We start from the raw sequence: 14,345 nt of genomic DNA on the forward strand, positions 1-14,345 counted from the left end.
CAAAGTCGATCAAGCTGGTTGTGGACAGATGGCTTTTAACAGACAGCGGTTGGCCCGCCAACACCCGGGCGGCATTCCCAGGCTTCGCCACGATCGGGCGCCGAGCTATCGCGCTGCCGTCGACCCTCTGACCACGCACCGGCCCGTCATTACGAGTCGGCGTACCGGCAGCTCCGGCGTGCGCAGGCGCTCAAGCAGCAGCGACATCGCGGCCCGCCCCATCTCCTCAACCGGTTGCTCGATCACGGTGATGCCCGGCTCGACCAGCTCGGTCCAGCGTTCGTTGTCGAAGCCGGCCAGTGCCAACGCCTCTGGAATCGCCAGCCCGGCGCCGCGGGCGGCTTTCAATGCTCCCATCAACAGCAGGCTGTTGCTGGTGACCAGTGCTTCGGGGCGGGATGGCGTGGCGAGCCACTGATCGACCGTCGCGATGGCGGCTTCGGCCGTGGGTTCAACCTCACGGTAGTCCGGCTGCAACCCATGCGTGCGCATCGCAGCGAGATAACCGTCACGTCGCTCGGCCGCGGTGGTACTGGTGCTGCCGAACAATCCGCCGATACGCCGATAGCCGCGCTCGACCAGATGCTCGACCAGGCCTGCCATCGCTGCCGGATTGTCGAGTACCACGCTGTCGATCGGACCGCCGGGCGCGGCACGGTCCACCAGCACCGTCGGATAGTCCAGCGTGAGCCGCTCGAGCCGGCCCACCGTGGTCCGGGTCGGCGCGAAGATCAGGCCGCTGATGCGCTCTTCGTGCATCAATTGCAGATACAGCGCCTCCCGCTCGGGGTCCTCGTCGGTGTTGCAGAGGGTGACCCGAAGACCTTCGCGATAGGCCACCTCTTCCACGGCGCGGATCAGCGCCGTGAAGAACGGGTTGCGGATATCCGCCACGATCAAGCCGATGATGCCGGTGTGCCGGGAGCGCAGCCGTCTTGCCTGCAGGTTGGGTCGATAGCCGGTCTGGCGGATCGCCAGCTCGACCCTGCCGCGCACGTCCTCGCTGACCGGACCGCCCCCGAGCACCCGTGACACCGTGGATTTGGACACCCCCGCCACGCGTGCGACGTCGTTGATGCTGATGCTCATTGGAAACGTTCCCGGAAACGTACGCTGTTCATGGCCGGATGGCTGTTCAGGGCAATGCTAACGCCAAAGGACTATTGGATTTTTGTGCAGTGCACATTGAAATGTGCAGTGGGAACGTTCCCAATACGCCCCAGCCATCCCTCCCGGAGCCCGCTTTGTCGCCCCTGACCTCCCCTTCCCCCGTCAGCCGGGAACTGATCCGCCTGGATGCGCGGGCACAGGACAAGACCGATGCCATCGCCCAGGTGGCCCAGATGCTGGTCGCTGCCGGCTGCGTGGCGCCGGGCTACGAGGCCAGCATGGGACGCCGCGAAGCGCTGGCGAACACCTTCCTCGGCCATGGCGTGGCGATCCCGCACGGGCTCGGCGAGGACCGCCACCTGGTGCGCCGCGACGGCATTGCGGTGCTGCAGTTGCCGGAAGGCGTGGAATGGAACCCCGGCCAGGTCACCCGCCTGGTGGTTGGCATTGCCGCCCAGTCCGATACCCACATCACCCTGCTGCGCAGGCTGACCCGCCTGATCCAGGACGAGGCCGCGCTGCGGCGGTTGTTCACTACCTCCGATGCAAGCGAAATCGTCAATGCGCTGGCCAGCGACGTCGCAGTCTCTGCCACTCACGACCCAGTGGCGGACCTGGCCGAGCGTTTCGACTGGACCATTGCTTACCCCAGCGGACTGCACGCGCGCCCGGCCACGCGCTGGGCCGAGACGGCGCGGAGTTTTACGGCCCGGGCCCAGGTGCGCGCGGGTGATCAGGCGGCCGATGCCAAGAGTCTGGTGGCGCTGCTGCAGCTCGGGCTTCGCGAGGGCGATGCCGTGCGTGTTTCTGCCGAAGGCGCCGATGCCCCCGCACTGCTGGCTGCACTACGCAAGACCATGGACGGGCTGGTCGCGCAGGAAAAGGCCGATGCGGAGCGTGCAGCGCAGCGAAAGACGGCGCCGGTCGCGGGCTGGAATCCGCCCGAAGCGCAGGCAGCGATCGTCGGCATCGGCGCCAGCCCCGGGCTGGCCATCGGTCCGCTGCATGTACTGGCCAGCGCGCAGGCCGATGTTGCCGATCGCCCTGCCCCGCTTGGCGAGGGCGGCGCGCGCCTGCAGGATGCACTCAGTCGTACCCGCCAGCAGCTGGCCGCGCTGCAGGACGACACCCAGCGCCGCCTTGGCGCCTCGGATGCGGCGATCTTCAGGGCGCAGGCTGCGCTGCTTGACGACACCGACCTGATTACCCGTACCTGCCAGCTGATGGTTGAAGGTCATGGCGTCGCGTGGTCCTGGCACCAGGCCATCGAGCAGATCGCCTCCGGGCTGGCGGCGCTGGGCAATCCGGTGCTGGCCGGGCGCGCTGCCGACCTGCGCGATGTGGGTCGGCGCGTACTGGCGCAGCTTGACCCCTCTGCGGCCGGTGGCGGCCTGGCAGATCTACCGGCGCAACCGTGCATCCTGCTTGCCGCCGACCTGTCGCCCTCGGATACTGCCAACCTTGACAGCACCCGCGTGCTCGGCCTCGCCACCGCACAGGGCGGCCCCGCGTCGCACACTGCGATCCTCTCGCGCACGCTCGGCCTGCCGGCGCTGGTTGCCGGTGGCGCCGAACTGCTGGCGATCCAGGCCGGCCGCGAAGCGATCATCGACGGCAGCAGCGGGCGGCTCTACCTGTCCCCTTCCGAGGCCGATCTTGCTTCGGCACGCGCCTGGATCGCCGAGCAGCAGCAGATCCGCGCGCGCGAAGCCGCACAACGCGCGCAGCCGGCGCAGACCACCGACGGCCATCGCATCGACATCGGCGCCAACGTGAACCTGCCTGAGCAGGTGCCATTGGCGCTGGAACAGGGCGCGGAAGGTGTCGGCCTGATGCGCACCGAATTCCTGTTCCTCGAACGCGGCAGCACGCCCAGCGAGGAGGAGCAGTACGCAACCTACATGGCGATGGCCAAAGCGCTGGAAGGCCGTCCGTTGATCGTGCGTGCGCTCGATATCGGTGGCGACAAGCAGGTCGCCCACCTGGAGCTGCCGCACGAGGAGAACCCGTTCCTCGGCGTGCGCGGCGCGCGCCTGCTGCTGCGCCGCCCGGATCTGCTTGAGCCGCAGCTGCGTGCGCTGTACCGCGCAGCGAAGGAAGGGGCACGCCTGTCCATCATGTTCCCGATGATCACCTCGGTGCCTGAACTGGTCGCACTGCGTGCCATCTGCGAGCGCCTGCGCGCCGAACTCGAGGCCCCCGACGTGCCGATCGGCATCATGATCGAAGTACCGGCCGCGGCCGCCCAGAGCGATGTGCTGGCGCGCCACGCCGACTTCTTCTCGATCGGCACCAACGACCTGACCCAGTACGTGCTGGCGATCGATCGCCAGAACCCGGAGCTGGCCGCAGAGGCCGACAGCCTGCACCCGGCCGTGCTGCGCGCGATCCGCACCACGGTGGACGGCGCACGCACGCAGGGGCGCTGGGTGGGTGTCTGCGGCGGCCTGGCCGGCGATCCGTTCGGCGCGATGCTGCTGGCAGGGCTGGGCGTGGACGAACTGTCGATGACCCCGAACGACATCCCGTCCGTGAAGGCACGCCTGCGTGGCAGCGCGCTGGCCGATCTGCAAACGCTGGCTGCGACGGCGCTGGACTGCGAAACCGCCGAGCAGGTGCGCGCCCTCGACGGAGCCCGCGCATGAACGCCCGCGCCGTCACCGTTACCTTGAACCCGGCGATCGACCAGACCGTGCGGCTGGCCAGCCTGCGGCCGGGCCATGTGCACCGCGCCCGCAGCAGCCGCGACGATGCGGGTGGCAAGGGCATCAACGTGGCCGCCTGCCTGGCCGACTGGGGCGTGCCGACCGCCGCGCTGGGCGTGCTCGGTGGCGGCAACGACGGTGTGTTCGGCGCGCTCTTCTCCACGCGCGGCATCGTGGATGGTTGCCTGCGTATCCCCGGCAGCACCCGCACCAACATCAAGCTGGTTGACGAGGACAACGGCGAAACCACCGACATCAACCTGCCCGGCCTGGCCCTCGACGATACCGCTCTGGACGCAGTGTCGCGCAGGCTTGGCGCCTTGCTGCTGCCGGGCCTTCCGGTGGTGCTGTCCGGCAGCCTGCCGTCTGGACTGCCGTCCGATGCATGGGCGCGACTGCAGGCGCAGGCCGCCGCCGCCGGTGCGCGCGTGCTGCTGGACACCAGTGGCGACGCACTTGTGGCTGCATTGAGTGACACCGCCGGTGCGCTGCCCTACGCGGTCAAGCCCAACCGCCAGGAGCTGGAGGCCTGGACCGGCACCCCGCTGCCGGACCGCAGCGCCCTGCGCGTCGCTGGCCAGGCCTTGGTCGAACGTGGCGTTGCGCTCGTAGCGATCTCGATGGGCACCGACGGCGCGCTGTTCATTGATCGCAGCGGCGCGCTGGTCGCACGACCGCCGCGACTGGCCCAGGGCAGCACGGTCGGTGCGGGCGACGCGATGGTGGCCGGCATCGCTGCCGCCCTGCTGGAGCCGTCCATCGATCTGGACGGCTGCGCGCGGCTGGCGACCGCGTTCTCGATGAGCCGGCTGCAAAGCGGTGACGCACGACGGCTGGACCCGGCGCAGGTACGCGGGTGGACCGGCGATGTACTGATCGAGCGGTTGGATTGACCCCCCTGCCGGGAGCACGGCGGCGGCTTCGGGCCGACCGCAGCGCCTTCGGCAAGCACGAGCCCGAAGAATTCCAGGAGTTTCCATGCACGCTTCCAACGTAGTCATCGCCGCCGGCGAACGCAGCATCGAGGCGGTTCTTGCCGCCGAAGCGCTGCGCCGCGCCGCCCGCCAGCGCGGGCTCGAGCTGATGATCGAGATCCGCAGCGACCAGGGCGTGACCGGCGCGCTGTCTGCCTCGAACGCCGCCGCCGCGACGCACCTGCTGCTGGTGGGTGACGGTGAGGCGGACATCGCGCGCTTCGCCAATGCCGGGATCGTGCATGCGAGCCTGGGCGAGGTACTGGACGACCCGGTTGCGGCGCTCGCACCGCTCGTGGCCGCGGTGTCGGGCAACGCCGGCACGCATGCGGGCAAGCGCATCGTCGCCGTCACCTCCTGCCCCACCGGCATCGCCCACACCTTCATGGCGGCGGAGGGCCTGCAACAGGCCGCCAAGGCACTGGGCCATGCAATCCGGGTCGAAACCCAGGGCTCGGTGGGCGCGCAGGACGCGTTGAGTGACGAGGAAATCGCTGCCTCCGACCTCGTCCTGATCGCCGCAGACCGCGAAGTCGATCTGTCGCGCTTCGCCGGCAAGCGCCTGTTCAAGAGTGGCACCAAGCCGGCGATCAACGATGGCCAGAACCTGATCCGCAAGGCGCTGGCCGAGGCCGGCGTGCAGGCCGGTACCGCGACTCCGGGCCGCACGGCCGAAAAAACCAGGGCCACCGGCCCCTACAAGCATCTGATGACCGGCGTGTCGTTCATGCTGCCGTTCGTCACTGCCGGTGGCCTGCTGATCGCACTGGCGTTCGCACTCGGCGGCATCTATGCCTTCGATGACGCGCACAAGGGCACGCTGGCGTGGTCGCTGTTCCAGATCGGCGCCAAGTCCGGCTTCATGTTGATGGTGCCGGCGCTGGCCGGTTACATCGCCTACTCCATCGCCGACCGGCCCGGCATTGCGCCCGGCATGATCGGCGGACTGGTAGCAGTGAACATGGATGCTGGCTTCATCGGCGGCATCCTGGCTGGCTTCATTGCAGGTTATGGCGTGCACTGGATCAACCGTGCGCTGCGCCTGCCGCGCAGCCTGGAAGGCCTCAAGCCGGTGCTGATCCTGCCGGTGCTGGGCACGCTGCTGGTCGGCCTGTTGATGATGTACGTGATCGGCACGCCGGTCGCCGGGCTGCTGGCGTGGCTGACCGACTGGCTGCGCGGCATGCAGGGCGGCAGCGCGATCCTGCTTGGCCTGCTGCTGGGCGGAATGATGGCGGTGGACATGGGCGGGCCGGTCAACAAGGCGTCCTACGCGTTCTCTACTGCATTGATTTCCAGCCAGGTCTACACGCCGATGGCGGCGACGATGATCGGCGGCATGACGCCGCCGCTGGGTATTGCACTGGCGACATGGCTGTTCAGCAACCGCTTCACCGCCGAGGAGCGCGGCACGGCCGGTGCCGCCGGCGTGCTTGGCCTCAGTTTCGTGACCGAAGGCGCGATCCCCTACGCCGCACGTGATCCGCTGCGCACCATTCCGGCGCTGATCCTTGGTTCTGCCGTGGCAGGTGCAATCTCGATGGCCGCTGGCGTCGAGCTGAAGGTGCCGCACGGCGGCGTGTTCGTGCTGCCGATCCCGAACGCAGTCACTCACCTCGGCATCTACCTGTTGGCACTGCTGGCCGGCGTGGCTGTCACTGCGGTCGCGCTGCGCATCCTCAAGAAGCCGGTCACCACGCCGGCCTGATCCACCCCATCGCCAAGACCCTGCCACCTCCCCTGCGCACGCAGGGGCGCAGCGACCTACGCCCTGCACAAGGACCCTCGCCCATGACCCGCTCTTCCCGACACGTGTTGCCGATGGTGATCGCGCTTGCCCTGCCATCCCTGGCTGCCACCGCAGACGCGAGCGACGTCTTCACTCCCAAGCTCGCCTACACCGGCGAGGCCGCCGCCACGCTCGATGGGGGCAAGCGCAGCGGCACGGCCTATGCCGGCCAACTGATGTTCGGTGCCGACGTGGACCTGGACGCTGCGTTTGGCTGGCGAGGCGCGACGATCAAGGCCTACGGCATCAATCGTCATGGCACCAACCTCGCCAACAGCAGCACGGGCAACAGCACCTCGGTGCAGGAAATCTTCGGTGGCCAGGGCACGCGCCTGGCCAACCTGACGCTGGAGCAGAAACTGCTGGACGACCGGCTGGTGCTTGAGGCGGGACGCAGCGTCGCCAACATCCATCATCTAGGTTCGGAGTTGTGCCAGTACTTCCAGGGCAACTCGGCCTGCGGCAACCCGACCTACGTATTCCGTACCAGCAACTTCACCTGGTGGCCTGTATCGAGCTGGATGGCTGATGCCACGGCATGGGTGACGCCGGATGTCTACGTACGCGTGGGCGCGTACCAGGTCGACCCGAGCCAGGCCGAAGATGGCCAGCACGGCCTGAAATGGAGCACGAACCAGGCCACTGGCTGGATCGTGCCCTACACGATCGGCTGGCGCAGCCCCGCGTCGGCGCGCTTGAAGGCCCGCTACGAACTGGGTGGCTGGCAGGACAACTCGACCTACCGCGACCCGCTGCGCGATGCCAATGGCACGCCGGCGCTGCTCAGTGGCCAGGAGTACGCGACACGTCATGGTCGCTCCGGTGCGTTCGCCCGCTTCGAGCAGCAGCTCAGCAGCGATGGCAGCGGCCGTGGCCTGACCCTTTTCGGCGCCGCGCTCAAGGGCACCTCCGGCCAGGTGATCGAGGATCACTTCCTTCAGGCCGGGCTGGTGCAGAAAGGTACGTTCGCCAGCCGACCGCAGGACAGCATCGCCTTCGTCGTGACCCAGCAGAAGTACAGCAGCATCGCGCTGGAAAACCTGCGCCTTGCCCGTGCCGCAGCGGGCGGCAGCGGCACCCCGCACGGGAGCCAGGTGATGATGGAGCTGAGCTATGGCATCCAGGTCACCCCCCAGCTTCGGGTCGCGCCGAACCTGCACTACATCGTGCATCCGGACCAGTTCAACGAACCCGCACGCCAGCGGGACCTGCCGAATGCGCTGATCGCCGGCCTGCGGGTCGATTGGAGTCTGTAGGAGAATCCGTTTTCGTCCACGCGATTGCCGCTCAACGGCTCATCAAGTCTCGAAGTGGGCTTTCAGCCAGTCGTCGACACCCTCCAGTTTCACGCCAATGCTGGCATTGAACGTCCCGTCCAGGCTCCAGGAGACGCCCCTGCCCTGGGCGAAGGCAGCACGGTACTTCCTGATCATGTTTGATGGGTCACTGGCAAGCTCCTCCATCAGCTGGGGAACGCTCCACACGATCAGCTTGAAGGGAGCACCGAACTTTTCCTCAAGGATGGCGGGCAGCTGCTCATAACGGACCGTGTCTCCCGCAAGATAGACGATCTCGTTTCGAAGGGGGGGCGAGTGGAAGACGATCTGTGCAGTCATTGCACCGATGTCCTCTGGTGTGGTCAGCGTAACCGCATTGGAGGCTGTGCCAAGTGCATTGACCTTTCTGCCGGGAAGATCGATGACGCCAAACTCCGGCTCGAAGAGGTAGCTGGTGAACATGCCGGTGGAAATGACCACCCAGTCCATTTCGGCCTGTGAGCGGAGATAGTCGCGTACATCCAGCTGGGCGTCGAAAAGATCCTGTGGCCCGCCGCGTCCGATGGCGTCAAAGTCGACCCCGAATTGCCAAGGGAAGTACCTGGTAATGCCCGACTTCACGGCGGCGCGCGCTACCTTCATGGGAGTGTCGCGGCCAGCGGCGTAGCCGGTGCAGCCGATGACCGTGTCATAACCGGAAAATAGATCAGCCAGCTCATCGACCGTGGCAGTGACCAGGTCGCCAGGAACGAGGGCCACTCCCAGCGAGCGGATCTGGTCAATGACCGTACGCTTGTCCGGTAGTGTGGATTCAATCGACGCAGGCCTCAGCATCACGCTGATGGTTGCGTCATGCACAACCGCGAGCTGGGCCAGGTTGCGGATGACGGGCATTCCGAGTTCGCCGGCACCCAGCACCAGGATTGAGCGGGAAACAATCGGGGGAGACATTGAAACCACCATCTGTGTGTACGATGGCGGCGATTCTGCGCCCCTCCCTAGTTGCCACGTAAGAAGGCACACCGATGATACCGACCGCACCGTTCATGAGCACCGATGAGCTTCTGCGACATTCACAATCGATATGCGACGGCATGAGCGCGGACGACGACGGTCTGCGCCGCGAGGTGCTCGCGCATGCCGGCAGCCGCTGGTCGCTGGGCATCATTCACGCCCTGGGGGTCTACGGAACACTGCGTCACGCCGATGTGGCGCGGCGGATGAAAGGAGTCACGCAGCGTATGCTGACGCGTACCCTGCGTCAGCTTGAAAGGGACGGACTGATCCATAGGCAGGATTTCCGTGAGGTTCCGCCGCGCGTGGAGTACACCATCACTCCGCTGGGCAGGGAGCTGCTGGTTCTTATGATCCCGATGTGGACCTGGGTAGTGGGACACGCCGAGGAATTCCGCCGCTGCAGGGAGAATTTCGACACGCATCACGGCCCTCCCCCTGACTGACCCGGCCTGCATCCGGTGCATCCAGGCGCTCCCGCCAGCCGTATGTAGGATGCCCGCGCTGTGCGGGCATCCTATCGAGGAACGCACCGTGAACGCTCTTCAGCGCATCGCCGCCGCAGTCAGCTTCGCCTTACTCGTCTCAGCCGCTTCCGCCAGCTTCGCCGCAGCTCCGGTAATGGTTGGCGGGGCCGAGATGTACCCGACCAGGACCATCGTTGAAAACGCCGTGAACTCCAAGGATCACACCACTCTGGTGGCAGCGGTCAAGGCAGCAGGCCTGGTCGAGACCCTCAATGGCGCCGGTCCCTTTACCGTCTTTGCGCCCACCAATGCGGCCTTCAACAAACTTCCAGCAGGCACGGTCGATACACTGGTAAAGCCTGAAAACAAGGCGCAGCTCACCCGGATCCTCACCTACCACGTGGTCCCAGGACGGTTCAGTTCCGCCCAGCTCCTGGCCGATGCCAGGAAGCACGGTGGAAAAGCCACGCTGAAGACAGTGCAAGGCGAGCCGCTTACCGTGGCACTTCACGACGGCACGTTGTGGGTGATCGACGCCAAGGGCGGCAAAGCAGGTATCAGCATCGCCGACGTCAACCAATCCAATGGCGTCATCCACGTTGTCGATACCGTGCTGATGCCGAAGTAGTGGCGCGCCCTGCCAGACCCTGCCACTCCGGCCAGCAGCATGAAGCAGTGGACGAGGATCCGGGCGCAGGCCCGGCTCCTCCGTTCACTGAAGCGCCTGGGCCAGCGTGAGTACATCCGCCGGGAAGGTCGCGTAGTCATCCAGTGGAGCGCGATGGCTGTCGCGTCGGTGGATGAGGCGCACGGCAACCACTTGCTGTTGCGGAACGATGACCAGGTGCTGGCCCAGGTAACCGTTGGCGGCGTAGGCAACAGTTGGGCCGCGCTGGATGTCGAACATGTCGGACAGCTTGAGTCCACGACCGGTGATCTCGCTGCCATAGTGCTGCGGCCAGTCCGCCCCAAGGCGCTCCGCCACGTACGCAATCAATGCACTCTTGCTGTCGAATACCCTGCCCCCGGTGGCCAGCAATGCCTGCTGGACCGGAGCGCTGACCCCATGCTGCGCCAGGAAGCCGGCCATCTGGCCCTTCAGCTCATAACGCTCCCATGCTGGAATGCGCCACCACAGAAGACCAACATCCGGGGAGCGGGCACTTGCTCCAGTCAGCAGTGCCACCGATCGCTCGCTCAGCATGCGCGTACCCGCCGGGGTCACGCCGCCATCAAGCAGTAGCTGCCCGATCTTCGCCAGATCGCGGGCACTCAGCGACAATCCGGCCATGCCCAAGGGGGTGCCCGCACCGTCCTTCAACCAGGTATATCGGGCAATGCCCAGCGGTCTGAACAGGCGCTTCTCAAGGTAGGCATCCATCGGTTCCCCTGCCAGACGCTCGACAATGCCGGGCAGCAGATTGGTAGCCTTGTTGTTGTAGGAGAACGTGGTACCTGGATCGCTGCTCAGCTCTGCCGCCAGTGCGAGCTTGACCAGGTCCGGCGCAGCTTCCAGCTCTTCCCCCGCGTTGGCCACGTTCTGCAGGCCAGAGGTATGGTCCAGCAGCATGCGTACCGTGATGTCCCTTTTCCGCCCCTGCTTCCACTCCGCGAAGATGTTGCTTACCGGCTCGTCGACCGAGGCCAGTTTTCCGTCGTCCAGCAGTAGCATGATGGCCAGTGCCACCACCGACTTGGTGGCCGACATGAGGTGAACCGGCTCCTCGCCGGTCTCTGGCTGTGGCTCCAGCAGTGTTTTTCCATCCTTCCAGACAAGCACCGCGTCGGAATGCGCGGCACGGGCGTTGCGTTCGATCGTCGCGACGGCGTCGGCCGTGGTGGTCGTGCTGGCCAGTGCAGGGAGGGCCAGCATCAAGGCCGCGAAGCTGGACAACCATCGTGCAGTTTTCATGGGCATCTCTTCCGGTGAATGCCTGCCCATATTGACTACAACTGTAGTCAAGACTGAGTGCCTGAAGTCATGCCCGGCCACATGACAGCATCAGCACCACGCCACCTGCATGGCCCCGCAGCCCGCCAGCGGATACGCGAAGCCGATGGCCCTTGCTGCCGATCCGCTTTCTGATGGTTCCAATCCAGCCGTTGCAGTCGCAGGCAGGGCGCAACGCCGCTCGATTTCGTTTCGCATTGCAGCAAATGCGGCGTGCCAGGCAGCACTGCTGATCGCTCAACTGTCTGATTTCCCGAGCTTCTGGTCATCCATCGTTCATTCTGATTGACAGCGTTGTCAGGCCGCGCTTACAAGAAGAGCCCACGTCCGGCGCGTGGCGCGGGAACGTCCAGACATCACTTATGGGGAGAGAGGGACCCTATGACCGGCCATTTCAGGAAGAGCACACTCGCACAGGCAGTACTTGCCACCATCGTCACCGCCACTGCAGCGCTGCCGGTCGCAGCGCAATCAGTCAAGGAAAGCAGCTCGACCGCCACCAGCGAGGCACGGGAGGCCTCAACGCTGGACGCCGTCATCGTCACTGTCGAACGCCGGGAACAGGACCTGCAGAAATATGCAGGTACCGCCCAGGCAATCTCCGCGGACGATACGCGTGCGCTGGGCATCAACAATGAGCTGCGCAACATCCAGGCCCTGGTGCCGGGTATGAGCATGGCCAACCAGGAAGGCAACCTGGAGATCTTCATCCGCGGCGTGGGCTCTTCGAACAACACCGAACTGGGTGATCCGGGCGCCGCGCCTCACATCAACGGGGCCTACATTGCACGACCGCGCGGTCTGGGCGGCATGTTCTACGATGTCGAGCGGGTGGAAATCAACAAGGGCCCGCAGGGCACGCTGCGCGGCCGCAATGCGCTGGCCGGCACGCTGAACATCATCACCAAGCGCCCCGACCTGGAAGCGTTCGGTGGGTATGTTCAGGCCGAGGCCGGCAATCGTGACCATCGCGGTGGCGAGTTCGCCCTGAATCTCCCGATCGGTGGTGGCGCGGCCTTCCGCGTGGCTGGCTACAAGGTGGAGAAGGACTCTCCGTTCAAGAATGCGGGGCGCGCGCAGGACCTGGAACCGGCTGGCGTGCAGGACGACCGGGGCGCTCGACTGTCGTTCCTCTACCAGCCGGATGACAAGCTGTCGATCTTCGCCATGGCCGACATCGGCAAGGAAGGCGGCACGGGCTATCCCGGCGCCAACGTCTACACCGCCGCCAGGGCCGGCTACCTGCCGGACGATGTCGACCTGCGGAAGATCATCTACCGTGGCGCGCAGGGCAAGCTCGACAGCACCAACTGGGGGGCGCAGACCAGCATTTCCTACGACTTCGGCAAGGTGGCGGTGGAGTACAACGGCAGCTACCGCAACGTGGACTACCGCCAGACCAATGCGCAGAGCGAAGGCATCCTCTGGCCGGGCCGCAACATCGATCCGGTATCGCCCAGCAACCCCGGTGGCATCGATTACGACAACTACTCCACCCAGTACTGGCTGACCGAGTCGGAGTCGCAGGTACATGAGCTGCGGTTCACGTCCGACCAGGACGAGCGGCTGCGCTGGACCACCGGCCTGTTCCACTTCAACGAGGACCAGCGGGTGGGCTACCTTTCGCTGGTGGACAAAGGGCGCTGGTACTCGGGCACTGAATTCACCATGCCCAAGGTCAATGGCAAGTCTTCCGCCGTGTTCGCCGATGGCACGTTCGACGTCAACGATCGCCTGCGCCTGAAGGGCGGCCTGCGCTACTCCGAGGAGAAGAAGTCGCGTTACGGCATCGGCGGCAACTGGTCGCTGGGCCTGCCTGGCCAGGGCGGGGACTTTGCCACGCGCCTCGGCACGCCCGGCTTCGAGCCCGCGTTCATGAGCCGTCCGAACTTTGATGTCAGCAACATCACCTCGCAGGCGGAGATGGCCCGCTTCCTGCTGCAGGGCGTGCTGCGACACGGTCGCAACGACACCTTGCTGCAGCAGATCGGCGCGGTGCCCGATGGCGGCCCATTCGGCTGCGTGGACCGTCCCGACATCGGTGGCGATACCGTCGATTGCCCGTACCAGAGCTGGGCCCAGGTCAGCGCGATTCCGGCCCAGCAGTTCGGCAAGAGCAAGTTCAGCTTTACCGACTGGCGCGCGGGTTTCGAGTACGACGTGAGCGACGACAGCCTGCTGTACGGCCTGGTGTCGACCGGCCACAAGGCGGGCGGCTTCAACGACACGTTTGATCCGAAGGAGATTCCCGAGACCTTCAAGCCCGAATCGATCATTGCCTACGAAATCGGCAGCAAGAACTCCTTCCAGATGCTGGGTCGCACCTCGACCTTCAACGTCAGCGGGTTCTATTACGACTACAGCGACCAGGTGTTCCAGGACCTGGCGGTGATCGCCACCAACCCGACCACCGGTGAAGCCACCGGCTATGCGCTGGTCAACCGCAACGTCGGCAAGTCCGCTGTGTACGGCCTGGAGGCGGAAAGCACCTTGCGACTCCCGCACAACTTCATGGTCAACATCAATGCACTCTGGATGGACAGTGAGATCAAGCGCGGCACCGTCGCCGATGTCCGCAGCCAGAACTACGACGCCGGTGGCGCCACTTCGTTGATCGACCTGTCCGGCAATGAACTGCCGCTGGCCTCGAAGCTCACCTTCAACGTGCGCCTGCAGCATACGACCGAGCTGCGCTTTGGCACCTTCGACTGGCAGTTGCTGGCCTCGTACCGCTCGGCCTTCTATCTCACCCAGTACAACAACCGGGACGTAGAGTTCATCCGACAGGATCCGGCCACTGGTGAACTGGTCCATGACCGTACCGAAAGTGCCGCTGCGGCCGGCTTCCCTGACCGCCAGAAGGGCGAGACCACCTTGAACGCGGGCATCGGCTTCACCTCACTGAGCGGCAACTGGCGGGTGGAAGCCTGGGGCAACAATCTGCTGGGCAACGACGTCTCGCAGAAGGCCCTGGTGGGTTCCGGCATCAACGTCCGCTTCCTGAACGATCCGCGCAGCTACGGCCTGCGCCTGCGTTACCAGTTCTGAGCAACGCAGC

General features: G+C 65.7%; 11 protein-coding genes. 8 read left to right on the forward strand and 3 right to left on the reverse strand.

Features of this window, described 5'->3' with window-relative positions:
• Positions 1–105: 105 nt before the first annotated feature.
• Positions 106–1,089 (reverse strand): LacI family DNA-binding transcriptional regulator, encoded by a 984-nt coding sequence (locus tag AC5P67_RS09275; protein WP_005413481.1) that lies wholly within the window; start codon positions 1,087–1,089, stop codon positions 106–108.
• 155 nt (positions 1,090–1,244) lie between these two features.
• Between AC5P67_RS09275 and ptsP the strand changes: the two genes are divergently transcribed.
• From ptsP to AC5P67_RS09295, 4 genes are all read left to right on the forward strand, one after another.
• Complete coding sequence (gene ptsP / locus AC5P67_RS09280) at positions 1,245–3,755, forward strand: phosphoenolpyruvate--protein phosphotransferase (protein WP_495214604.1); 2,511 nt, start codon at positions 1,245–1,247, stop codon at positions 3,753–3,755.
• Positions 3,752–4,708 carry a 1-phosphofructokinase family hexose kinase gene (locus tag AC5P67_RS09285; protein WP_099484631.1) on the forward strand — a complete coding sequence of 319 codons (957 nt, stop codon included), beginning with the start codon at positions 3,752–3,754 and terminating at the stop codon, positions 4,706–4,708. Before ptsP ends, AC5P67_RS09285 begins: the two co-directional genes overlap by 4 nt.
• An 85-nt stretch (positions 4,709–4,793) precedes the next feature.
• A complete protein-coding gene (locus AC5P67_RS09290) occupies positions 4,794–6,497 on the forward strand; it encodes a PTS fructose transporter subunit IIC (RefSeq protein WP_060380055.1) in 1,704 nt (567 codons plus the stop codon).
• A gap of 83 nt (positions 6,498–6,580) precedes the next feature.
• Entirely contained in the window at positions 6,581–7,834 is a 1,254-nt protein-coding gene (locus tag AC5P67_RS09295; RefSeq protein ID WP_060380056.1) for a carbohydrate porin, read from the forward strand.
• 42 nt (positions 7,835–7,876) lie between these two features.
• Here AC5P67_RS09295 and AC5P67_RS09300 read toward each other — a convergent pair whose 3' ends face one another.
• Positions 7,877–8,806, reverse strand: coding sequence for an aromatic alcohol reductase (locus tag AC5P67_RS09300; RefSeq protein ID WP_032963456.1), 930 nt, complete (start codon positions 8,804–8,806; stop codon positions 7,877–7,879).
• Between the two features lie 95 nt (positions 8,807–8,901).
• Between AC5P67_RS09300 and AC5P67_RS09305 the strand changes: the two genes are divergently transcribed.
• Together AC5P67_RS09305 and AC5P67_RS09310 are read left to right on the forward strand one after the other, a co-directional pair.
• On the forward strand, positions 8,902–9,315 hold the full coding sequence (locus AC5P67_RS09305; protein ID WP_024956822.1) for a winged helix-turn-helix transcriptional regulator: 414 nt from the start codon (positions 8,902–8,904) through the stop codon (positions 9,313–9,315).
• A gap of 49 nt (positions 9,316–9,364) precedes the next feature.
• Complete coding sequence (locus AC5P67_RS09310; RefSeq protein WP_197588817.1) at positions 9,365–9,964, forward strand: fasciclin domain-containing protein; 600 nt, start codon at positions 9,365–9,367, stop codon at positions 9,962–9,964.
• Between the two features lie 84 nt (positions 9,965–10,048).
• Here the strand turns inward: AC5P67_RS09310 and AC5P67_RS09315 are convergent, their stop codons facing one another.
• On the reverse strand, positions 10,049–11,248 hold the full coding sequence (locus tag AC5P67_RS09315) for a serine hydrolase domain-containing protein (RefSeq protein WP_181453520.1): 1,200 nt from the start codon (positions 11,246–11,248) through the stop codon (positions 10,049–10,051).
• Between the two features lie 145 nt (positions 11,249–11,393).
• On the opposite strand from AC5P67_RS09315, the gene AC5P67_RS09320 reads away from it, so the two are divergent.
• A complete protein-coding gene (locus tag AC5P67_RS09320) occupies positions 11,394–11,576 on the forward strand; it encodes a hypothetical protein (protein WP_138969981.1) in 183 nt (60 codons plus the stop codon).
• 92 nt (positions 11,577–11,668) lie between these two features.
• On the forward strand, positions 11,669–14,335 hold the full coding sequence (locus AC5P67_RS09325; protein ID WP_088429787.1) for a TonB-dependent receptor: 2,667 nt from the start codon (positions 11,669–11,671) through the stop codon (positions 14,333–14,335).
• Positions 14,336–14,345: the final 10 nt, after the last annotated feature.

The sequence above is a fragment of the Stenotrophomonas sp. YJH_SMC_21 genome (genome assembly GCF_059369555.1).

Coding starts and splice junctions, on each gene's coding strand:
- AC5P67_RS09275 (WP_005413481.1), bottom strand. CDS start 1,089: ATGAGCATCAGCATCAACGACGTCGCACGCGTGGCGGGGGTGTCCAAA.
- AC5P67_RS09285 (WP_099484631.1), top strand. CDS start 3,752: ATGAACGCCCGCGCCGTCACCGTTACCTTGAACCCGGCGATCGACCAG.
- AC5P67_RS09290 (WP_060380055.1), top strand. CDS start 4,794: ATGCACGCTTCCAACGTAGTCATCGCCGCCGGCGAACGCAGCATCGAG.
- AC5P67_RS09295 (WP_060380056.1), top strand. CDS start 6,581: ATGACCCGCTCTTCCCGACACGTGTTGCCGATGGTGATCGCGCTTGCC.
- AC5P67_RS09300 (WP_032963456.1), bottom strand. CDS start 8,806: ATGTCTCCCCCGATTGTTTCCCGCTCAATCCTGGTGCTGGGTGCCGGC.
- AC5P67_RS09305 (WP_024956822.1), top strand. CDS start 8,902: ATGAGCACCGATGAGCTTCTGCGACATTCACAATCGATATGCGACGGC.
- AC5P67_RS09310 (WP_197588817.1), top strand. CDS start 9,365: ATGCCCGCGCTGTGCGGGCATCCTATCGAGGAACGCACCGTGAACGCT.
- AC5P67_RS09315 (WP_181453520.1), bottom strand. CDS start 11,248: ATGAAAACTGCACGATGGTTGTCCAGCTTCGCGGCCTTGATGCTGGCC.
- AC5P67_RS09320 (WP_138969981.1), top strand. CDS start 11,394: ATGGCCCTTGCTGCCGATCCGCTTTCTGATGGTTCCAATCCAGCCGTT.
- AC5P67_RS09325 (WP_088429787.1), top strand. CDS start 11,669: ATGACCGGCCATTTCAGGAAGAGCACACTCGCACAGGCAGTACTTGCC.